This is a genomic window from Terriglobia bacterium (assembly GCA_020072645.1).
Classification (GTDB): domain Bacteria; phylum Acidobacteriota; class Terriglobia; order Terriglobales; family Acidobacteriaceae; genus Angelobacter.
This window is the reverse complement of sequence record JAIQGK010000023.1, coordinates 36,596-57,418: the sequence shown is the minus strand read 5'-3', so window position 1 is coordinate 57,418 and position 20,823 is coordinate 36,596. Positions and strand designations below refer to the sequence as shown.

At 56.2% G+C, this 20,823-nt stretch carries 16 protein-coding genes; 6 read left to right on the top strand and 10 right to left on the bottom strand.

Features of this window, described 5'->3' with window-relative positions:
• Positions 1 to 3: 3 nt before the first annotated feature.
• The 8 genes from nuoH to ndhC all read right to left on the bottom strand — a co-directional run bounded on the left by nuoH (position 4) and on the right by ndhC (position 8,302).
• The gene (gene nuoH / locus LAO76_25395) at positions 4 to 1,098 is read right to left on the bottom strand and encodes an NADH-quinone oxidoreductase subunit NuoH (GenBank protein ID MBZ5494275.1); all 1,095 of its coding nucleotides are present in this window, start codon (positions 1,096 to 1,098) and stop codon (positions 4 to 6) included.
• Positions 1,099 to 1,228: 130 nt separating this feature from the next.
• Positions 1,229 to 3,598, bottom strand: coding sequence for an NADH-quinone oxidoreductase subunit NuoG (gene nuoG / locus LAO76_25390; protein MBZ5494274.1), 2,370 nt, complete (start codon positions 3,596 to 3,598; stop codon positions 1,229 to 1,231).
• A 139-nt stretch (positions 3,599 to 3,737) separates the two neighbouring features.
• Entirely contained in the window at positions 3,738 to 4,292 is a 555-nt protein-coding gene (locus LAO76_25385; protein MBZ5494273.1) for a DinB family protein, read from the bottom strand.
• 2 nt (positions 4,293 to 4,294) lie between these two features.
• Positions 4,295 to 5,623: an NADH-quinone oxidoreductase subunit NuoF gene (gene nuoF / locus LAO76_25380; GenBank protein ID MBZ5494272.1), complete on the bottom strand. Its 1,329-nt coding sequence runs from the start codon at positions 5,621 to 5,623 to the stop codon at positions 4,295 to 4,297.
• A 105-nt stretch (positions 5,624 to 5,728) separates the two neighbouring features.
• Positions 5,729 to 6,214, bottom strand: a complete 486-nt coding sequence (locus LAO76_25375; protein MBZ5494271.1) for an NAD(P)H-dependent oxidoreductase subunit E — start codon at positions 6,212 to 6,214, stop codon at positions 5,729 to 5,731.
• The gene (gene nuoD, locus LAO76_25370; GenBank protein ID MBZ5494270.1) at positions 6,214 to 7,419 is read right to left on the bottom strand and encodes an NADH dehydrogenase (quinone) subunit D; all 1,206 of its coding nucleotides are present in this window, start codon (positions 7,417 to 7,419) and stop codon (positions 6,214 to 6,216) included. Before nuoD ends, LAO76_25375 begins: the two co-directional genes overlap by 1 nt.
• Positions 7,419 to 7,910: an NADH-quinone oxidoreductase subunit C gene (locus LAO76_25365; GenBank protein MBZ5494269.1), complete on the bottom strand. Its 492-nt coding sequence runs from the start codon at positions 7,908 to 7,910 to the stop codon at positions 7,419 to 7,421. The genes nuoD and LAO76_25365 overlap by 1 nt, the downstream gene beginning before the upstream one ends.
• On the bottom strand, positions 7,910 to 8,302 hold the full coding sequence (ndhC, locus tag LAO76_25360) for an NADH-quinone oxidoreductase subunit A (protein ID MBZ5494268.1): 393 nt from the start codon (positions 8,300 to 8,302) through the stop codon (positions 7,910 to 7,912). Before ndhC ends, LAO76_25365 begins: the two co-directional genes overlap by 1 nt.
• 179 nt (positions 8,303 to 8,481) lie before the next feature.
• Between ndhC and LAO76_25355 the strand changes: the two genes are divergently transcribed.
• The 4 genes from LAO76_25355 to LAO76_25340 all read left to right on the top strand — a co-directional run bounded on the left by LAO76_25355 (position 8,482) and on the right by LAO76_25340 (position 13,131).
• On the top strand, positions 8,482 to 9,063 hold the full coding sequence (locus tag LAO76_25355) for a hypothetical protein (protein MBZ5494267.1): 582 nt from the start codon (positions 8,482 to 8,484) through the stop codon (positions 9,061 to 9,063).
• A gap of 136 nt (positions 9,064 to 9,199) precedes the next feature.
• Positions 9,200 to 10,651 carry an NAD(P)/FAD-dependent oxidoreductase gene (locus LAO76_25350; protein ID MBZ5494266.1) on the top strand — a complete coding sequence of 484 codons (1,452 nt, stop codon included), beginning with the start codon at positions 9,200 to 9,202 and terminating at the stop codon, positions 10,649 to 10,651.
• Positions 10,652 to 10,828: 177 nt separating this feature from the next.
• On the top strand, positions 10,829 to 11,731 hold the full coding sequence (locus LAO76_25345) for a DUF4190 domain-containing protein (GenBank protein MBZ5494265.1): 903 nt from the start codon (positions 10,829 to 10,831) through the stop codon (positions 11,729 to 11,731).
• 155 nt (positions 11,732 to 11,886) lie between these two features.
• Positions 11,887 to 13,131, top strand: a complete 1,245-nt coding sequence (locus LAO76_25340) for a divalent metal cation transporter (protein MBZ5494264.1) — start codon at positions 11,887 to 11,889, stop codon at positions 13,129 to 13,131.
• Positions 13,132 to 13,361: 230 nt separating this feature from the next.
• On the opposite strand, the gene LAO76_25335 is transcribed toward LAO76_25340, so the two are convergent.
• Positions 13,362 to 13,817 carry an FKBP-type peptidyl-prolyl cis-trans isomerase gene (locus LAO76_25335; GenBank protein ID MBZ5494263.1) on the bottom strand — a complete coding sequence of 152 codons (456 nt, stop codon included), beginning with the start codon at positions 13,815 to 13,817 and terminating at the stop codon, positions 13,362 to 13,364.
• A gap of 245 nt (positions 13,818 to 14,062) precedes the next feature.
• On the opposite strand from LAO76_25335, the gene LAO76_25330 reads away from it, so the two are divergent.
• Together LAO76_25330 and LAO76_25325 are read left to right on the top strand one after the other, a co-directional pair.
• Positions 14,063 to 17,407 carry an error-prone DNA polymerase gene (locus tag LAO76_25330; GenBank protein ID MBZ5494262.1) on the top strand — a complete coding sequence of 1,115 codons (3,345 nt, stop codon included), beginning with the start codon at positions 14,063 to 14,065 and terminating at the stop codon, positions 17,405 to 17,407.
• Positions 17,408 to 17,469: 62 nt separating this feature from the next.
• Positions 17,470 to 20,037 (top strand): CHAT domain-containing protein, encoded by a 2,568-nt coding sequence (locus LAO76_25325; protein MBZ5494261.1) that lies wholly within the window; start codon positions 17,470 to 17,472, stop codon positions 20,035 to 20,037.
• A gap of 64 nt (positions 20,038 to 20,101) precedes the next feature.
• Here the strand turns inward: LAO76_25325 and LAO76_25320 are convergent, their stop codons facing one another.
• Entirely contained in the window at positions 20,102 to 20,821 is a 720-nt protein-coding gene (locus LAO76_25320) for a hypothetical protein (protein ID MBZ5494260.1), read from the bottom strand.
• Positions 20,822 to 20,823: the final 2 nt, after the last annotated feature.

Sequence of the window (20,823 nt, the reverse complement as noted above, 5' to 3'; positions counted from 1 at the left end):
CGGTTATGCCCCCCACGCCACAATCAGGCTGGTGACAATAATGTTGGCAATGGCCAGCGGCAGAAGAAACTTCCAGCCGAACGCCATGAGCTGGTCATAGCGGAAACGCGGCAGCGTGCCGCGAATCCATATATAGAGAAAGATGAAAAAGAAAACTTTGGCCGCGAAATAAACCACCGGCAGCAGTGCCTGCCCGATGGGCGGAAGGAATGCAAGATGCGGCCCGTGCCATCCGCCAAAAAACAGCAGTGTCGCCAGGCACGCAACCGTAAACATGTTCACGTATTCCGCCATAAAGAACATGGCGAACTTCATTGAACTATATTCGGTGTGATAGCCCGCCACCAGCTCGGTTTCGGCTTCCGGCATATCAAAAGGTATACGGTTGGTCTCAGCGTATGCCGCCAGCAGATAAATAAAGAAGCCGACGATCTGCGGAAAAATGAACCAGTGAGGAACGTGCGTGTCATGTCCGCCCAGGACCCAGTTGCCGCTCTGGCTGGATACGATCTGGCGCAGGCTCAAGGTGCCGGAGAGCAGCAGAATGCCGACGAGCGACAGTCCGAGCGCAAGCTCGTAACTGATCATCTGGGCGCTGGCGCGCAATGAGCCGAGCAGGGAATATTTGCTGTTCGATGACCACCCGGCGAGCGCCACACCGTACACACCGATCGACGTTACGCCAAGAATGATAAGCAGGCCGATGTTGATGTCGCTAATGCCGCCGCTGGAACTCACCATGCCGCTGATCTGCAAGGCCGTGGTATGTCCGGCAATGGTGATGGTCTCGCCAAAGGGGATCACAGCAATCGAAATCAGGGACATCACTAGCGCCAACATGGGCGCAAGAATGAACAGGCCCTTGTGGACGTAGTCCGGCAGCAGGTCTTCTTTCAAGATGAATTTGATGCCGTCGGCCAGCGGTTGCAGCAGGCCGAACGGGCCCACGCGCGTTGGTCCCCAACGGTTCTGGATGCGACCGATCACTTTGCGCTCCAGCCATGTGGTATAGGCCACGCCCGTGAGCATGATGAAGACCACCAGCGCGATCTTAATTACTGCGGCGATAATAAAAGTTTTTGTATCCACGGTCCCTATACATTCAGGGCCAAAGCCCAGGTCGATCCATTCCCATTAAGGCGCCGATTTGCATGCCTCTACTATTTGCTGACTACTACTAAGGAGCCTGATCTATTCGCATTCAAGCTAATTGCTAATTGCCAGTTGCTCAGTCCGCCATCACTTCTTTGTCCGCTGGCGCGCGTTTATTTTCGATCACACTGTTGAGCGTCTTCGAATACCGTCCCAGCGTTCCTGAGGTAAACAGCGTGTCATTGGCGGGGACAATCTGTACCAGTCCATCGCCCGCGCCCGCGGCGCTGCGCTCGGCAGCCAGCATGTGCTGATCGTTTCCGGCCAGCAGGCCCAGCCGCGAAAATTCATATCCCGGTACCAGCCGTTGGATCTCATCCAGCATGGCGTAAGGATCGAAAGGGCTGAGCCTCGGCTCAAGATTGTTGGCCGTGAGCCACACGGAGTGGCGGTCTGCTTCGCCGGATTGCGCTCCTCGGGTCTGCCCCATGTCAGCCCGGACGCCGCCACCGAAAGGCACCAGCTTGCGAATTTCCGTGCCGATTCGCTCAGCCACGCGAACGATGATTTCAAAATCGCTTTTGATGCCGGTAATGTCGCCGGCTTTTTTCAGCAACTGCAGGTCGCCGCAAGTATTGGTGAATGTGCCGCCTTTTTCATACGCTGAAGCCGCGGGCAAAACCACTTCTGCCAGCATGGCCGTTTCCGTCAGGAACAGCTCCTGCACAACGACAAAGGTATTCTGCAACGCTGCCGGATCAAAGTTGTAGTCGACCACTGGGTTCGATCCGACAACATAAAGCGCTGCCAACTTGCCGGCTTTCGCCGCTTGCATCATTTCCTGCAAAGACAAGCCTTTGGTCTTGGAGAGCGATCCCCATTCTTCGTTGTACTTGTGCGGCCCGTCCAGTGCGACGTATCCGGGCAGCAGATCGGGATAGAGTCCCATATCAGCCGCGCCGCGCGAGTTGGCGTAGTCGCCCAGGCATATGAATTTGGCATTCGTAGCAGCGCCGAACTTGACCAGCGCTGCTATATCGGCGCCTTGCAACTCAGAGCCAAAGATGATGACGAGGTCTTTCTGCGCTTTCAGTTCGTCGCGCAGCTGTTTCAGCGCGTCATTGGATCCGCCGCCGCCCGTGAGCGTGCCCGCCGCGGCATCGTCGCCGTTGAGGAACGCGATGAGCTTGCCTTCGCGTCCGGCTGGCACCTGCACAAATCGCGTAGCCTGGCGGCGCAGCTTGATCGGCTGCGAATTCACCACAAAAAGTTTTGCCTGGTGCAGGCGGACGTTGGTGCGGATATTCCACGCCAGCAGCGGGTGGCGCTCCGTGGGATCATTGCCGATCAGCAGGATGGCCGGCGCGCTGGCAACGTCGCGCATAGTGGCCGTAGCATTTTCTTTTCCGGAGACTGCGCGGGCAAAACCGGCAAAATCCGCCGTACGGTGGTGATCGATATTATTGGTGCCCAGCACGGTGCGCGCGAACTTCTGCAAGAGATAGTTTTCTTCGTTGGTCGTCCGATTGGAGCCAATCACGCCAATCGACTGGCCGCCCTTGCTGTCGCGAATCTCGCGCAGTCGCTTGCCCACATGCTCAATGGCTTCTTCCCAGGTAGTAGGCGTAAGCTTGCCGTCTTTGCGGACCAGAGGCTGGCGCAGACGGTCTTTGTGATCAAAATAATCGAACCCGTAGCGGCCCTTGATGCAGAGGAAGTCGCCATTGATGCCGCTCTTGTCGCGATTATCGCCGCGAACAATGTCCATTCCGGTGTCAGACCGGCGGACGCCCAGCGTGGTCTTGCAGCCATCGCCGCAGTGCGTGCAGATGGTGCCAACGTGCTTCATCTCCCACGGACGGGTCTTGTAGCGGTAAGCGCCGGAGGTCAACGCGCCGACTGGACAAATATCGATGCACATGCCGCATTCTTCGCAGTCCAGATGGTCGCCTTCGTTCGGGGCGATCACCGAGCTGGAGCCGCGAAGCTGAACGCCCAGCGCGGAGACGTCCATGCCCTCACCGCAGACGCGCACGCAGCGATAGCAGAGAATGCAGCGCGGGCGATCAAAGAAGACCACCGGCGACCACTGCTGCTCTTCTTTATGCAGCTTGCCTTCCATATAGCGCGATTCCGCCGCGCCATACTTGAAAGTCATGTCCTGCAGTTCGCATTCGCCGCCGGCGTCGCACACGGGGCAGTCCAGCGGGTGGTTACCAAGCAGGAGTTCGATCATCGACTTGCGCGCCTGGCGAACTTCATCCGTATCAGTGGCCACGACCATGCCATCGGTTATCGGTACAGTGCAGGCGGTCTGGAGCTTAGGCATTTTCTCAATGCGCACCAGGCACATGCGGCAGGCGGCCTGAAGAGAAAGCCCCGGGTAATAGCAGAACGATGGGACTTCAATTCCCACGGCCTTGCAGGCTTCAATCAGCAGCGTGCCCGCAGGAGCGGTAACCTGCTTGCCGTCAACGGTGATGGTTACGTTTTTTACTTCGGCCATGGTCTTAAGCTTTTTTCCCTGTTCAGCGGTTTTGCTGATTTGGTAAATGAGTAATTTGGTAAATTAGCTAGCGTTCCCGATAGTTTTGCTTTTGATTTTTAATTACGAAATTACCAATTTACTCAATTACCAAATATTCTTATTCCAACTTCAACGTCTTCCTGATTTCCTCAATCTGTGCTGCATGCCGTTTGGCATGCATGGCCATTGCAACCAGCATTTCGCAAATGCTGACCATTCCAGCAGCCGGATGAGGGTGCTTCACTTCACTGGCGCGTAGATCATCCTTGTACTGCTCAAGGAACTGAATCACACCGGCACGAGTGGTTTTAAATTGTTCCGCGGCTTCTGCAAAAGTGGCAAAGCGACCAATTGGCTTTGCGCCTTCCGGAGATTCCATCTTGTGAACGCGCTGCGGGATCATGTGCAGAAATGCTTGCTCGCGATTCGGCGTGTCAGCAGGACGCGGAGTGCGCTGTGTGCTGATCAATTTGAGTTGAATGGTCTCAGCGGTGGTTAGGTGCTCTACCGTATCCAGCACAGACCAGCGGTCCGGAGCAGGCTTTAGCCGGCTTTGTTCTTCAGTGATACCGGCAAAGCTTTGCAGGAATATTTCGCGGGTCTCTTGAAGGCGATCCAGAAGGAACTGCTTGTCGATTACCACCGCCGTCGCTGGATTGGGCTGTGCGCTCATAATTAGTGTGCCCCCACCACTGGAAGTTCAGTAATCTTTGCCGCCGGATCAAACGGGCATCGACGGCCTTCAAGATGCGCTTCAAACTCGCTGCGCCATTTATCGACGATTGACATGGTCGGGATGGCTGCCGCATCGCCCAGCGGGCAGAAGGTGCGGCCAAGCATGTTCTGCGCCAGATACTTGATGTTGTCGATGTCTTTCCGTAGGCCGCCGCCGTTGTGGAAGCGCGTCAGCGTCTTCTTGAGCCAGTCTGTGCCCTCACGACAGGGAATACACCAGCCGCAGCTTTCATGCTGGTAAAACTTCATCACGCGCAAAGCGAACTTGACCATGCAGGTTTGGTCGTCCAGGATCACGACGCCGCCGGAGCCCAAAAATTCTCCGCGCTTGCCGAAGGAATCGAAATCCATGTTCATCTGCTCAGCTTCTTCCGCAGTCAGCACAAACGTGGAGGATCCGCCGGGGACAACGGCCTTAAGCTTGCGTCCGTTGGGGATACCGCCGCCCACGTCATAGATCATCTTTTTCAGCGGATAGCCCAGAGGCAGTTCATAGACGCCGGGCTTGTTGATGTGTCCGCTCAGGCAGAAGAGGCGCGTGCCGCCGTTCTTCGGTGGGCCGAAATCGGCAAACTTCTGGCCGCCCATAAGAATAATGTGTGGAACAGAAGCCAGCGTTTCCACGTTGTTGATGACCGTAGGGCCGCCCCAGAGTCCAACCACGGCAGGGAAGGGTGGACGGATTCGCGGGATGCCGCGCTTGCCTTCCAGAGACTCCATGAGCGCGGATTCCTCACCCACTTCATAAGCGCCTGCGCCGGTATGCCAGCGAACGTCAAAGTCCTTGCCGCTGCCAAAAATATTTTTGCCCAGGTAGCCTTTGGCATAGGCATCGGCAATGGCCTTGCGCATAATGTCGACCAAATATCTGTACTCGCCGCGAATGTAAACAAATCCGATCTTGGCTCCGACAGCAAGGCCGGCAATGATTACGCCCTCAATCACGGCATGGGGATCGTGCTCCAGGATGGGACGATCTTTGCACGTGCCGGGCTCGCTCTCGTCGCCGTTCACCAGGATGTATTTGGCTTTGGTCGTGTCCTTGGGAACAAAGCTCCACTTCATGCCGGTAGGGAAGCCCGCGCCGCCGCGCCCGCGAAGGTTTGAAGCCTTGACCTCATTAATGATGTCATCCGGCGACATGGTCAAGGCCTTTTGCACGGCTTTGTAGCCATCGAGTTTCAAGTATTGCTCGATGTCCGCCGCGCCCTTGCCAAAGCGCTTGGAGACAACTTTTATTTCGTCGGGATGTGAGGTTAAAACAGCCATTAGCTCTTAGCCTTTAGCCCTTAGCTTGTTTTCGTCATCCCCAGCCTCGTTTATGGGGCCGCGTTTTCTTCAGCGACCCAATAGAGGCGAGGGAACTTGTGTTTGTTAATGCCGCGACTTATTCCTGTACTGCTCTAAAACTTTATCGACCTTATCATTCGTCAAATTCTCGTGGAAGTCATAGTTCACTTGCAGCGCCGGGGCCCAGCTGCAAGCGCCGATGCATTCAACCTCTTCCAGAGAAAATGTCCCGTCGGCAGTCGTCTGCTTGTGGCCGATGCCCAGCTTGCTCTTGCAATGGTCCAGAATCTCTTCACCGCCGCGCAGCATGCAGCTGATGTTGGTGCAAACCTGGACATGGTACTTGCCCATCGGCTTGGTGTGCAGCAGGGAGTAGTAGCTGATCACGTTGCGGACTTCGAGTTCGGTCAGCTCGGTCTTTTTTGCCAGGTGTGCGATCGCATCATCGCTCAGGTAGCCGAGTTCATCCTGCGTATAAAGCAGCATAGGTACCAGGAACCCGCGCTTGGTCGGATATTCCTTCATTTTCTCCGTAAAGAAAGAATCGAGTTTTTCAGAGATGGGCGCCATTACCTATCGATCTCTCCGAGAACAATGTCAATGCTGCCTATCGCCGCTACTACATCAGCGATGAGCCTTCCTTCACACATCTGAGGTAACGCTTGAAGGTTGGCATACGAGGGCGACCGCATATGGACACGCAGCGGTTTGGCGGTACCGTCGCTTACAACGTAATAGCCCATTTCGCCGCGCGGCGATTCAATCGCGTGATAAACCTCACCTGCTGGTACCGCAAAGCCTTCCGTGACAATCTTAAAGTGATAGATGAGGGCTTCCATCTGCGTCTTCATCTTCTCGCGGTCGGGCAGCACGATCTTCGGAGCCTCGGCTTTGGTCGGGCCGGAGGGCATTCCTTCCAGCGCCTGCTTGGCGATCTCACGCGACTGCCGAAGCTCTTCAACGCGGCAGACGTAACGAGCCCAGACATCGCCATCCTGTCGGACCGGGACTTTGAATTTGAAGTTCTCGTAACCGCAGTAAGGCATGTCACGGCGGATATCGAAATCAACACCGCTGGCGCGCAGAGACGGGCCGGTCAGGCCGATGGCAAGCGCGTCTTCACCAGTGATTTTCGCCACATCCTTCAAGCGATCGATGAAGATTCGATTGCCCGTGAGCAGGTTCTCGTACTCGTCCACTTTCTCCGGGAAGCGATCAAGAAACTTCTTTACTTTCTCAAAGAATCCCAGCGGAGGATCCAGCGCCAGTCCACCGATGCGGAAATAAGAAGTCATCATGCGCTGGCCGCTGACCATCTCATAAATGCGCAGCAGGTCTTCGCGCTCGCGGAAGCAATACAGAAAGACCGACATCGCGCCAATGTCCATGGCGTGCGTGCCCAGCCAGACCAGGTGCGAACTGATGCGCTGAAGTTCGGCCAACATCACACGCATCCACTGTGCGCGCGGGGGAATTTCCAGCCCCAGAAGCTTCTCCACGGCCATCACGTAGCACAGGTTGTTGACCATGGGGCAAAGATAGTCAATGCGGTCCGTGAGCGGGACAATCTGCTGGTAAAACTTGGCTTCACAGGTCTTTTCAATTCCGGTGTGGAGGAAGCCGATGTCCGGCATCATGCGGACGATGGTTTCGCCGTCAATCTCCAGCAACAGACGCAACACGCCGTGCGTGGATGGATGCTGCGGACCCATATTCAGGATCATTGTCTTGTCTTCGGTTGGATCCAGCACCGGATTGGCGTTCAAGTGGCCCATTAACGGTAGCCCTCCACCGGATAGTCCTTGCGCAGGGGATGGCCTTCCCAGTCTTCCGGCAGCATGATGCGGCGCAGGTAAGGATGGCCCATAAAGCGGATGCCGAACAGATCGAAGAGCTCGCGCTCAAAGAAGTTTACCGACGGCCAGACCGAGATGATCGACTCCAGCGACGCCTCGTCGCCCGACAGGCGAACTTTCAGCCGTACCCGCTCTTTGCGTTTCATCGATAGCAGGTGGTAAGCCAGTTCAAAGCGCGGTTCTCGGGGGTAAAAGTCGGCGCAGGTAAGATCAGACATGAAGTCAGTGAGTCCCTGAGCTTTCAGCCGGGCACAGGCTTCACGGATGGCCTCACGTGCGATATAGATCGTAAGCTCGTTCCGATCAAAGCGAGCGCCCTCAACGGCGTCGGCCCGCCAGGACAGCAGGTCGGCCACAAAAGGGCGATCTTTGAGTTGTTCGATGTCGGTGATGGCCGGCGCAAGAGGCATTATTTAATTGTCCTCTCAGAGGCGTTCCAGTCCAGGATGCCTTTCTTCCATATATAGAAGAAGCCGACGAGGACCAAGCCGATATAAATCATCATCTCCCAGAAGCCGAACATCTTGAGTTCGCGGGCGATAATGGCCCAGGGATAGAGGAAAACGGCTTCCACGTCAAACAGGATAAAGAGCATGCCGACCAGGTAAAACTTTACGCTGAAGCGCTGCTGTGCGTCGCCGGTGGGCTCAATGCCGCATTCATAGGCGGTGTTCTTGGCCCGCGACCATTTGTGCTTGCCCAGCAGATGAGAAAGAGTGACCATGACCGTGGCCAGGGCTATGGCAACGATCACCTGAAACAGCAACGGAATATAATGAGCGAAGTAACTGTTCTCCGGCATGAAAGGCCTGTACAGCAAAGAGCAACTACAACTGCCAAACATTCGAATGTAATTTCCATTCGCAACAGTGTCAAGGCCTTGACTTTGAATGGAGTTAGTGATTTTTAAATGGCGGCTGGCGGGCGCTGGAACTTGCTCGTGTAATGATGGTGTTTTCCGCGGGATTCCTTTGATTTTCTATGACGATTTTTGGGTTCAATACGGATGTAAAGCTGGCAGACGTGGTCTACCACGTGCAAAGTGAAGCTCGGCAAAACGACCTGCTGTTGCAGACCCTGGTATTTGTGAAAGGCCAGTGCGTGGGCAAGCAGGCATTTTCTTACGCCCATGAGATATCGCATCCGGGCTTCTCTACGGAAGCCATGCATGAGCTGCTGAAGACGCAGCACAAGGCGGTGATCGATGCCATCCAGCAGGGGCAGATGAGTTCCGTGCTGGGCAGCGGGGCCGATGTTCAGGACATTGGCGGCTCAGGGCTTTCATTGCAGTGGAAAGCGCCGGCACCGGCGGCTGATGCTTCTGACCTTCCGGTAAGTTTCCAGGTGCTCGATTCAGGCCAGCCCGCCAGCGGAGCAGAGATCGTGGTGCGCGGCGTGATCGCCTCGGATGGCCTAGAGCTGGCGCGGGGTGTGACCGACGATTCCGGCTCGACGTCTCTTTCAATTGCTCTAACTGAAGACGTACTGAATCGCGGCGCGGTCATGGTGCAAGCCACGCGCAACGGAAAATCCGTGACGCGGAAACTCAGGGTGAAGCGCTAATGGGACACGGTTGTCTGGCCGTGTGATGGATGCCCTTTTAGTCAATGTCCGACGCGAGTGGCCAAGAGCCAACAGCCAATCTCTAGAAGCTAGGAGCCAGCAGCTAACAGCTTCCTAATGATTTATCCTTACCCCCGTGCCACACAAACCAGCCAAGCTTGAAGTTCCTGACTGTGACGCTATCGTTGTAGGCTCGGGACCGAACGGGCTGGCGGCAGCGATTCGCGTGGCCCAGCGAGGCAAGCGGGTAGTCGTGCTGGAAGGCGCCAGCACGCCCGGCGGCGGCGTGCGATCGGCGGAACTGACGCTGCCCGGGTTTACCCACGATATTTGTTCTACTGTTTATGCCATGGTCGCGTGCTCGCCTTTTCTGCGTGACCTGCCTCTCGATAAGCACGGATTGAGTTGGGCCTTTCCCCCTGCACCGCTGGCTCATCCTTTGGATGATGGCTCGGCGGTCATGCTGCACCATTCAGTGGACGAAACTGCACGGTCGTTGAGCGCGAAGGGGGGTGCTGATGGCGACGGCTATCGGCGGCTGATGTGTGATCTTGTGGCGCGCTGGCAGGACCTGTTGCAGGACGTGTTTGCGCCACCGGGAATTCCCAGGCATCCGGTTTTCTTTGCGAAATTTGGGATGCGGGCGATCCGTCCCGCAACGTCATTGGCGCGTGCCTATTTCAAGACTGAACGCGGCAAGGCTCTGTTTGCCGGATTGGCGGCACATTCCGTTCTGCCGCTGGAAAAACTAACCACCTCAGCGGTGGCTCTTGTGCTGGCTGTCGCTGCCCATGCGGCGGGCTGGCCTTTTGCGCGCGGCGGTTCCCAGCAGCTTACGGCTGCGATGGTCAGATATCTGGAATCTCTGGGCGGACGGGTAATCACTGATTGTTACGTGGAGTCGCTGGAGCAGTTGCCCCCGGCGCGCGCAATCCTGCTGGATGTAACGCCCCGGCAACTGATCCGTATGGCCGGCGCCAAGCTGCCGGGTTCCTATAGACGAAGTCTAGAGAGCTTCAAGTACGGCCCGGGCGTTTACAAGCTGGATTGGGCTTTGCACCAGCCCGTCCCATGGCGTGCGAAAGAATGCGCCAAGGCAGGGACTGTTCATCTCGGCGGGACGATGGACGAAATCTGCGAGTCTGAACGGCAGCCATGGCAGGAAAAGGTTTCAGACCGTCCTTATGTCTTGTTTACCCAGGCCAGCTTGTTCGATCCGTCTCGCGCTCCGGTGGGGAAGCACACGGCCTGGGGGTACTGCCATGTCCCCAACGGCTTTATCGGCAACGTGACCGAGGCGATTGAAAACCAGGTGGAACGTTTCGCGCCCGGCTTCAAGGACTGCATTGCCGCCCGTTCCGTCATGGGCCCGGTGGAAATGGAGCGGCACAATCCCAACCTCATTGGAGGAGACATTGGCGGCGGCGCGGCTTATTTGAGCCAGATGTTTTTACGCCCTACGGCCAGCCTGTATCGCACGCCGCTCGATGGCGTCTTTCTCTGTTCTTCTTCAACACCGCCTGCGCCGGGCGTCCATGGTATGTGCGGATACTTTGCCGCCGAAGCTGCGCTCAAGCGCTTTGCTTAACACACTTTTGGGTGGGCACCTGATGCATTACTAAAGATGATTCCGTAATTCGGGAAGTGATTGCCTTTTCAATGTGAATGAAGTACTTTTCCGATTGCGTAACCCCCCAAAAAACCAATTAACCACGGGCGGAAGCCGAGCGAGGTGTGAATGTTTTGCTTTAAATGTGGGGCGTCCATGCCCGAAGATGCGACAGTTTGTCCGCAATGCTCAGCTCCGGTGCAAGCAATGCCCACGCCTCCGCCACCGCCGCAACAGGCCAGCACGCCCAACCCGGCTTCCACATCGGCCTGGCTGAATGTGCCTGCTGCTCCATCGCAACAGCCACAGCAATATCCCCCGCAAGCCCAGCCTTATCGGGCGTATCAACCGCCCAAGACCGACGGCGGCGCCATCGCCAGCATGGTCCTGGGAATCGCTTCATTCGTGCTGTGTCTCTCATTCCTTGCGGGAATTCCCGCCATCGTTCTGGGACATATTTCACGGTCGAAGATCAAGAAGAGCATGGGACGATTGCAGGGCGATGGCCTGGCTTTGACTGGGCTGATTTTGGGCTATATCAGCCTTCTAGCCATCCCGATCATTGCCGCCATCGCCATTCCCAACCTGTTGCGCGCCAGAATTTCAGCCAATGAAGCCGCCGCCAGGAGCACTGTGCGCACGATCAACACTTCCCAGATCACCTATTCAACCACGTATCCGGAGCAGGGCTATGCTCGCGATCTGGCAACACTTGGTCCAGGTTCGCCCAACGGGTGCAGCGGTGGCGGGACGGCGCAACACGCCTGCCTGCTGGACAGCCAGCTGGCCCAAGCCAACTGCACGTCCGGCGTATGGTGCCAGAAAGGCCAGTACAAATACACCCTCAGTTCAAGTTGCGCGCCAGCTCTTTTTGGCGAACAGCCGCAGGGTACCGAAAATGCCTGTGCGGAATATGTCATTGTCGCCACGCCGATCAACTTCAATACAGGACGGCGCAGCTATTGCTCTGTATCAGACGCGGTCATTCGATCACGGTCAGGCGGCCCGCTAACCACACCACCCACAGTCGAAGAATGCCAGACTTGGGAGCCACTCTGATCCAATACGGACAAGGCTCAACCTTGGATTTCCAGGTAGAAAAGCAGTTCCATTTTGGGAAAATAGCCCAGGAGGAGTAAATTTTCCCCAACCCTTCATTTACTAAGGCTTCCAACTAGCAGAGCTGCATCTGCTTCTAAGTGAATGGATCTAAAATGGAAGCCCTTCATCTGGCGCAGAAAACTGCGCCTGAAAATCCGAAATCTACTCTCTTTCATAAGGCTGCGCGTACTATGCCCGGGATCATTGCCGGGGCCGCAGACCTTGATCCCGCAGCGGTCCTGACGGCCACTGTGGCGGGCGCCAGTTTTGGAACGTCACTGGGTTGGGTGGTTGTGCTGTGCGTCCCCGTTCTTTTCAGCGTGTTCGCTGTCTCGTCGCGGATTGGCCAGGAAACCAAAAAAGGCCTGGTTGAGCTGATCCGGGAGCAACATGGACGCAAGATGGCCATGGTGATCGCTTTGCTGATTGTGGCGGTCAATCTGGCCATGATCGTGGGCGATATCGTTGCCGTGAGCGATAGCTGTTCGCTCCTGACCATGTCTCCGCGCCTGTTTTTTCTGGCCATCGTGGGATTCACTGTCTGGTATGTGCTGATCATTGGCGACTACCAGAAGACCACCAAAGTGCTGGGCGGACTTACGCTGATCCTGGTCGCTTATGTGCTGGCGGCGTATCGCGTTACCGACTCCTTCGCCACGCTGGCCAAAGACGTGTTGCTTCCGCGGATGCAGGTGAATTCCGGATACATGATGGGAGTGGTAGCGGTTTTTGGATCACTGCTTACCCCGGACGTTATCGTATGGCAGACCAGTTCCAAGCGTGGACTGCCGGAAGGCTTGGCCAAAGCACACGTAACGGAGTCGCATGCGGGAACGTTTGTCGCCTGCCTGATTTCACTGTCAGCCATGGTTGTGGCATCGCACATGCACGTGGCCGATCCCTCAAACATGACAACGCGCGTTGCATCAGACGCGCTGGGATCTTTTGGATTTCTAGGGACAGTGCTGTTTGCGCTGGGAATTATCGCTTCCGGCATGATTGCCCTGCCGATTCTTGTGGCGTCTTTGTGCTTCAGCGTGGCGGAAGCCGCAGGCTGGCGCTCCGGCCTCTCGATGGAGCCATGGAATGCGCGGCTTTTCTTTGTGATGATCTCCGCGACGGTGTTTCTGGCCGTGGTGATCGACTTCTTCGGCGTAAATACGGTACACGTGCTGTATTGGTCGCAGGCGCTTGCGGGCGTGGTCCTGGTGCCGATCTTTGCTTATATTCTGCTGCTCTCAAACAATTCCAAGGTCATGCGCACCATCAACAGCCGATTTGAAAACTTCTGGCTGGGCTGCGCCATGACGGGCATGTTGATTTCTAACCTGCTGTTTTTCTGGTTTCTGGCGAGATAAGCAATTAGCACTCAGTAATCAGCCTTCAGCCAAAGAAGCATTGCCGCAGATTTCCGCAGACAGGAAAGAAATTAGCCGCAAATTTCGCGAATAACACGAATCAAAAACTAAAAATATGATTCGTGTCTTTTTCGCGTTGATTCGCGGCTGATTTTATTTGGCTGATTGCGTAGTTGGCCAAAACCAAGAGCCAGCTGTCGAAGCCAAAAGCTAGTGGCCAGAAGCTTTTCTTATTTCACATCCATCAGCTCAACATCGAACACCAAAGTGGCGTTAGGCGGGATGGAAGAGCCAAACCCGCGCGCGCCGTAGCCCAGCGCCGGTGGAATTTTCAGTTGGCGCTTGCCTCCGACCTTCATCCCCGCAATGCCTTCGTCCCAGCCTTTAATGACCTGGCCTGTACCCAGATTAAAATCAATGGGCTCGCCCCTGTCGCGCGAGCTATCAAATTCTTTGCCGTCGGTGAGCCAGCCGGTGTAATGCACGCTTACCTTTTTCCCTTTTTCTGCCAGTTTGCCCGTGCCTTTCTTGATGTCCCAGTATTCCAGCCCGCTTGGCGTGGTAGTGGGTTTGCCGGTAACGGCGGTGGGACCGTCCTTCTTGTCGGCGGCTTTGGCGGGCTTTTTGGTTTGGGCGAGCATGGCAATCGACAGGATTAGCAAAAGGATCAGGGTGGCTCTCTGCATGGTTTCTCCTCGGTAGAAAGGGAATGATACAGGAATTGCAGTCCTTCAGGACGGGCGAAGTTTTTCTTTCGTTATTTGTTCGCTACAATAAAGAATCGCCGCCATCGCAGGAAGACGTTACCACAAAGGTCGAAAAACCGATTTTCATAAGCTTGCGCGGGTCAAAGGCCTTGGATGACAAGGACATGGAGGAACACCAAGGAAGCTAGCCAAAGAGCCAATGGCTAAAGGCTAAGAGTCGCTTTATGAAATATGTGGAACTGCATACCCGCTCAGCCTTTTCATTTCTGGAGGGAGCGTCTGTTCCGGAGGAGCTGACGAATATGGGCGCGGCCATGAACATGCCAGCCATGGCGCTGCTGGACCGCAATGGATTTTACGGGTCGCCGCGATTTCATATGAGCGCGAAAAAACTTCGCATAAAGGCCCATATTGGGGTGGAAATTTCGATCAAGGATGAAAACGGCGGTCCCTCAGAACACCGTTTCTCAGAATCAAGCTTCGCAGAATCAGGTCTGGCGGGACGAAGAAAACAAAGCCAAGAGCCAACAGAAATCAGACCTGTCTATTACCCATTGCTGTGCGAATCGCGTATCGGCTACCAGAACCTCTGCCGGTTGCTGACTCGCACCAAGCTGCGTGTGCCCAAGCATGCCGAATCCTGGGCGACGCTGGAAGAACTGGAAGAGCATGCCGCAGGGACAATCTGCCTGACCGGCGATGAAGACGGTCCGCTGGCCCGGGCGCTGGAGAATGACGGCAAAGACGCTGGACGCAAGCTGCTGGAAAGGCTGACGGCGATCTTCGGGCCAAAGAATATTTATGTGGAGTTGCAGCGTCATCTGGAGCGCCATCAGGAAGCTCGCAACCATGCGGCGGTGGAACTGGCGCGGGAATTGAAGCTGCCTATCGTGGCCACCAACGGCGTTTGCTATGCCACGGCAGCCGACCGCGAGATTCTGGACGTATTCACCTGCATCAAGAACAAACGGCAACTGGTGACGGCTGGGCGGCTGCTGTGCCGCAATGCGGAGCGCCGCCTGCGCACGCCGGAGCAGATGGCTCGGTTATTTGCCGATCTGCCTGAGGCCATTGCCAACACGGTTGAGCTTTCACAGCGGCTGGAATTTTCGCTGGAAAATCTTGGCTACCAGTTTCCCCAATATCCCGTGCCGGAGGGCGGACAGGAAATTGATTTTCTGTGGGCGCAGACCATGAAGGGCGCTGGCGATCGCTACAAGCCGATTACGGAACGCGTAAGCCGGCAGTTAGAGAAAGAGCTGGCGCTGATCGGCAAGCTCAAGCTTGCGGGATATTTTTTGATCGTGTGGGACATTGTGCGCTTCTGCCGCGAGAACGGAATCCTGGTGCAGGGAAGAGGCTCAGCGGCGAACAGCGCAGTGTGTTATGCGCTGGGAATTACCGCCATCGATCCAGTGGGGATGGACTTACTCTTTGAAAGGTTTCTTTCAGAAGAGCGCGGCGAGTGGCCTGACATCGATCTGGATCTGCCGAGTGGCGACGAGCGCGAGAAGGCGATCCAGTACGTTTACAAGCGCTATGGCGAGCTGGGCGCGGCGATGACAGCGAATGTCTGCACTTACAGAGGACGGCTGGCGGAGCGCGAGGTGGGAAAAGTTTTTGGCTTCGATACCGAGACCCTGAACAAGCTTTCCGGACTGGTGGGTGGCTGGGAGTGGCGCGGTCCGGAAGACACATTTGATCGGCACTTCACCAATGCTGGACTGGACCTGACACAGGACCGCATTTCCAAATATCTTGACCTGTGCGTGCGCGTGCAGGACCTGCCGCGACATTTGAGCCAGCATTCCGGCGGGATGGTGGTGTGCCAGGGTCAGCTTGATTCCGTCGTTCCGCTGGAGCCGGCCACCATGCCCGGGCGCGTGGTGGTGCAGTGGGACAAGGATGATTGCGCCGACCTGGGAATCGTCAAAGTTGACCTGCTGGGGCTGGGGATGATGGCAGTGCTAAAAGATTCAATCGGCTTGATCCAGGACCACTATCACGAAGAAGTGGATCTGGCGCATTTGCCGCAGGATTGTCCGGACATTTATGGGGTAATCCAGCGGGCGGACACGATTGGCATGTTCCAGATTGAGAGTCGCGCACAGATGTCGTCACTGCCGCGGAATAATCCCAAAAAGTTTTATGACCTGGTAACGCAGGTGGCATTGATTCGTCCGGGGCCGATCACGGGGCAGATGACCAGCCCGTATCTGCGGCGCAGACAAGGGAAGGAAGCGGTGAGCTATCCGCATCCATCGCTGGAGCCTGTGCTGGAGCGGACGCTGGGGGTGCCGCTGTTTCAGGAACAGCTTTTGAAGATGGCGATGATCTGCGCCAACTTTACTGGAGGCGAGGCGGAAGATCTGCGCCGTGCGCTGGGACACAAACGGTCAGAAAAGCGGATGAAAGAAATTGAAGTAAAGCTGCGCGCGGGGATGACGCAGAACGGAGTCCCACCAAAAGCGCAGGACGATATTGTGCAGTTTATCAGCTCATTTGCGCTGTACGGATTTCCGGAGTCGCATTCGGCCAGCTTTGCGCTGATTGCCTACGCCAGCGCATTTCTGAAAGTGCGATACCTGGCGGCATTCACAGCGGCACTGCTCAACAACCAGCCGATGGGATTCTATTCGCCTGCAACCCTGGTGAAAGACGCGCAGCGGCACGGGCTGAAAGTGCGCCCAATCGACGTAAACTGCTCAGAGTGGAATTGCACGCTGGAGAATGAGGAGAACACTGCGACTTGTTCCACACTCATTGCGTCGGCAAGACAAGTGTCAGGGCACGACGTTAGTCGTGCCGTAAAAATGCCTTCTAGCCCTGGGGCTTTAGCCCCTGCCAAAGCCATTGCTTTGCGGATCGGCCTGCGCTACGTGCGCGGGCTGCAACAAGCGGCGGCAGAAGCGCTGATCGAGGAACGCAGGCAAAGACCATTTACATCGACCGAAGACCTGGCGTTGCGTGTTCCGCAACTGAGCCGCGCGAATCTGGCGATGCTGGCGAGGATCGGCGCGTTGAACCACATAAATCCTAATACAGAAATGCATCGGCGGGATGCGCTGTGGCAAATTGAAAAGGCTGCGCGTAAAGTGGGACCGCTGCTGGAGAACGTGATCGAGCCTGACGCGGCATCACCTCTGCGTAAGATGGAGATTGAAGAACGGCTGGTGGCGGATTATCACGGAACCGGCATGACAGTGGGACCTCACCCCATGGCGTATCAGCGGAGCGCGTTGCGGCGCATGGGAATACTTTCCGCCGCGGAGCTGCGAGAGTCGCCGCACGGAAAACAAGCAGTGGTTGCGGGAAGCGTAATCACACGGCAGAGACCAGGAACCGCCAAAGGGCTGATCTTTATCACGCTGGAAGATGAAACCGGCAACTCCAATATTATTGTTATGCCCGACCTTTACAGCAGCGATCCGCTGGTAGTGCTGCATGAGCGTTTTCTCAAGGTGAAGGGCGTGGTCCAGAACCAGGATGGCATTGTGCATCTGAAAGCGCAGAAAATTATGCCGCTGAAAGTGACGGCGGCAGAGATGCAGTCGCACGATTTTCACTGAGCGGCTTGCGTCCGCCTGCATGACTCTGCCCGGAAATCTCACATATACTTCTGTTAAGCACTGTGCCAAAGAAAACCATCATCCTTGTCTCTTGGCTGGCAATCTTGTTTGCCCCAGTCGGCGCCATTGGACAGGCATCGACGGATGGACAATTCAAGGCGCAGATTGAGAAGGCCAAATCTTTGCGTGACGCCGGATCTTCTGACGAAGCGAAAAAAATTTATGAATCCGTGCTGCCGCCCCTGCGCGCACAAGCAGCAAGCCCCGAACTGGTTGACACGCTCAACAACCTCAGCGACATCGCAACCATGGCTGGCGAATATTCCCGCGCCGTGCGGCTTTCCCGCGAGAGCGCTGCTGCCTGCCAGAAGATGCACGATAAAAACTGTGAAGCGCTGGCCCATGACGATGCCGGCCTGGCTCTCTCCAACGCGGGGAATTATCCGGAAGCCGCAGCCGAACTCGATCTGGCATTGAAGCTGACGGCGGAAACCGGGAACGCGCAAACGGCAGTGCTGATCCTGAACAATCTCGGCATTGTGTATTACTACCAGGCAAAATATTCTGAGGCGCTGCGGACGTACGAATCTGCGCTGCAATACGTGGAGAAATCCCGTACCGAATCCTGGAGCGCAACATGGCGGCAGTTCACGCTGCTGAATCTGGCAACTCTTTATCAACGGCTGGGAAACGACCAGCGCGCCATCAACACTTATAACGATGTTCTGGCCCATCCGGAAGCTATTACGCCGCGCGATCTTGGCCATATTAATGCCAATATTGGAGCACTTTACCGGCGCCTGGGCGATGGGAACCAAGCTCTCCAGTTCTACGGCTATGCCGATGAGTATTACGCGAAAGAAAAAGATGTCGATGGCGAACTGGGAGTGTTAATGAACAGCGGCATCGTTCTTGCGCTGGAGCTCGAACGATTGCCGGACGCGCTGAAGAAATTTGATCAAGTGCGCGCGCTGGCCGAAAAAACCAATAACCAGCGTGAAGCCATGCAGGCGTTGCTTTATCGCGGCGAGACACTTGATAGCATGGATAAACTGCCGGAAGCTGAAAAGGAATTCAACGCAGCACTGGCAGAGGCGGACAAGCTGGGCACCGTGGAGGAGCAGTGGAAAGCCGTGAACGCGCTGGGCAAGATCGCGCTGAAGCGCGGCCAACGTGACTTGGCGGAAACGAAATTCCGCGATGCTATCCAGCGGATTGAAAGCATGCGCTCGCAGTTGCAGCTCTCGCGGTTGAAGGCGGATTTTCTGGCCGATAAGCGCGATGTTTACGACGCACTGATCAAGCTTCTGTTGGAACGCAACGATGCCGCCGCGGCGTTTGAGTTCATGGAGCGTAGCCGCGCCCGAGTTTTTCAGGATAGATTTTTTGGTAACAAACTTTCGCCCGGCGCTCTCACGCTCCACTCCATCCAGGCGCGACTCGATCCGCAGACCGCGCTTGTTGAATTCTGGGCCGGCGCGGAAGGCGTGGCCGCGGTGTGGGTCACGCGCGAAACGGTCGGCATTTCACAACGCCATTTTTCCGCCACTGAAATGAATGCGCTGCAGCGCCTAGTTACAGGGCTTCCTGACAATCTGAGCAATGACTGGCAGAAAGATTTTCAGAAGATCAGCGCTATGCTGCCCAAGGACATTGCGCCTTTTGCTCAAGACCGTTACTCGCATGTGCTGATCGTTCCTGATGGTTTCCTCAGTCTGCTGCCCGTCGAACTGTTGCCGACATCTTCAGGACAGTTCTTGCTTGAAACGCGTGACGTCACATACATGCCCAGCGCCGTCCTGCTGCTGCGCGGCGCGATGCAAAAAGCTTCTGCCACGCGCTTGCCGTGGCAGCAACAACTCGTGGGCTTTGGCGATCCCGCGGTGATCGGAGGCGGTGAAAGCTCGCTCACCAGTGCTCCTCGCGGAGAGGTAGCAGGATCGCTTCCTGCATCTGGCCAGGAAATTCGCGGTATTGCCCGCATGAGCGCCGGTCGAACAAAACTTTTTCTTGGGGCCGATGACCGCAAGCAGATGTTCTTTGAGTCCGCGCATTCCGGCGCTGCACTGCTGCATGTGAGCACGCACGCTGTGGCGGACATGGATGACCCTGAGCGCTCGCGCCTGCTATTCTCGCCGGACGAACCCGGCCAGCCGAACAATTATTTATTTCTCAAAGAGCTTTACGATCTCGACCTTCGCGGCACCAACCTGGCTACGCTTTCCGCCTGTGATACCGAACGCGGACGGCTTGTCCCGGGCGAGGGAATTCAGGCCTTCAGCCGCGCACTGCTGGCTGCCGGATCGCGCTCCGCCCTGACCACGCTGTGGCGCGTTCCAGACGGGCCGACATCACAATTCATGCAGCACTTCTATTTCTATCTGTTGAAAAAGCATCAATCCAAAGCAGAAGCGCTGCGGCTCACCAAGCTGGAGTTTCTGCATTCCGGGACCGAGCTTAGCCATCCGCGATACTGGGCTGCGTTTGTGCTCAATGGCGATGGTGCGGAGCCCGTTCCCCGATTCATTCCCTGGCAGGTGCTGGCGATCCCTGTTCCGATCATTGCTCTTGCCGTGTTCATCTACTTTCGTGTGCGGCGGAAGAAAAAACTCGTTGCGAAACCCGCTTAATCCCCTTGCAAATTAGCTCGGCGATCAAACCTCGATCACGTCGCAAATCAATTCCGCCGGACAACTACTTCACCTTGAACTGCTCCATGCTCGAATTTGCAATTTCATTTCCAGTCGCGTCCAGAGCCGTTACTTTCCACTTGAGCGGTTTGTCGGAAATCATGTTGGCTTTCATTTCCGGAGTTACTTGCAGCACGTTCTGCGATGACTTGGCTGTCGCCAGCGTGATTCCGGCAACGTCTTTTAGTTCAACTTGGTAGCTGCTGGCGCCTTGCACTGCGTCCCAACGGAACTCAGCGGGCGCGCTTTTCTGATCTGCAATCGGGCTCACAAGGTGAATCGAGCCGCTACGGAATTGTCCGCTGCCAATGCCCGGATTGATCTTGCCGGGGCCATCTGAGTTTCCGTGGTAAAGAGAGATTCCAAAAATCAGCACCGCGGCCAGCGCCGCAGCTCCAGCCATATAAGGCACACGGAACATCGTGCGCCAGAAAGGAACAGCGGCAGCTTTCTGCTGCGCCACGGGAGCATTCTGCTGGCGTTCCAACTGGGCGGCAATCCACGCCACGGCAGCGCCTTCGTCGGCGGAGGGCGTGGACTGTTCAAAGTTCTTCAGCATGGCCAATTCGGTTTGGCAGTGTGCGCAGCCAGCCAGGTGCGCCGCGGCCTTTGCATCGCGGGAAGTGTTGTCCGCCATCCGCTCCAGCGTTTCCAGCGGCAGGCAATCTTTCGTCTCGGCTGCTGCTTCCTGCCACATCTTTAAGGTTTTTGTGTTGTCGGCCATGA

What these genes read in the sequence shown, in the direction of transcription:
- nuoG (MBZ5494274.1), bottom strand. Translation starts at nt 3,598, where the DNA reads ATGGCCGAAGTAAAAAACGTAACCATCACCGTTGACGGCAAGCAGGTT.
- LAO76_25385 (MBZ5494273.1), bottom strand. Translation starts at nt 4,292, where the DNA reads ATGAGCGCACAGCCCAATCCAGCGACGGCGGTGGTAATCGACAAGCAG.
- nuoF (MBZ5494272.1), bottom strand. Translation starts at nt 5,623, where the DNA reads ATGGCTGTTTTAACCTCACATCCCGACGAAATAAAAGTTGTCTCCAAG.
- LAO76_25375 (MBZ5494271.1), bottom strand. Translation starts at nt 6,214, where the DNA reads ATGGCGCCCATCTCTGAAAAACTCGATTCTTTCTTTACGGAGAAAATG.
- nuoD (MBZ5494270.1), bottom strand. Translation starts at nt 7,419, where the DNA reads ATGGGCCACTTGAACGCCAATCCGGTGCTGGATCCAACCGAAGACAAG.
- LAO76_25365 (MBZ5494269.1), bottom strand. Translation starts at nt 7,910, where the DNA reads ATGCCTCTTGCGCCGGCCATCACCGACATCGAACAACTCAAAGATCGC.
- ndhC (MBZ5494268.1), bottom strand. Translation starts at nt 8,302, where the DNA reads ATGCCGGAGAACAGTTACTTCGCTCATTATATTCCGTTGCTGTTTCAG.
- LAO76_25355 (MBZ5494267.1), top strand. Translation starts at nt 8,482, where the DNA reads ATGACGATTTTTGGGTTCAATACGGATGTAAAGCTGGCAGACGTGGTC.
- LAO76_25345 (MBZ5494265.1), top strand. Translation starts at nt 10,829, where the DNA reads ATGCCCGAAGATGCGACAGTTTGTCCGCAATGCTCAGCTCCGGTGCAA.
- LAO76_25340 (MBZ5494264.1), top strand. Translation starts at nt 11,887, where the DNA reads ATGGAAGCCCTTCATCTGGCGCAGAAAACTGCGCCTGAAAATCCGAAA.
- LAO76_25335 (MBZ5494263.1), bottom strand. Translation starts at nt 13,817, where the DNA reads ATGCAGAGAGCCACCCTGATCCTTTTGCTAATCCTGTCGATTGCCATG.
- LAO76_25330 (MBZ5494262.1), top strand. Translation starts at nt 14,063, where the DNA reads ATGAAATATGTGGAACTGCATACCCGCTCAGCCTTTTCATTTCTGGAG.
- LAO76_25320 (MBZ5494260.1), bottom strand. Translation starts at nt 20,821, where the DNA reads ATGGCCGACAACACAAAAACCTTAAAGATGTGGCAGGAAGCAGCAGCC.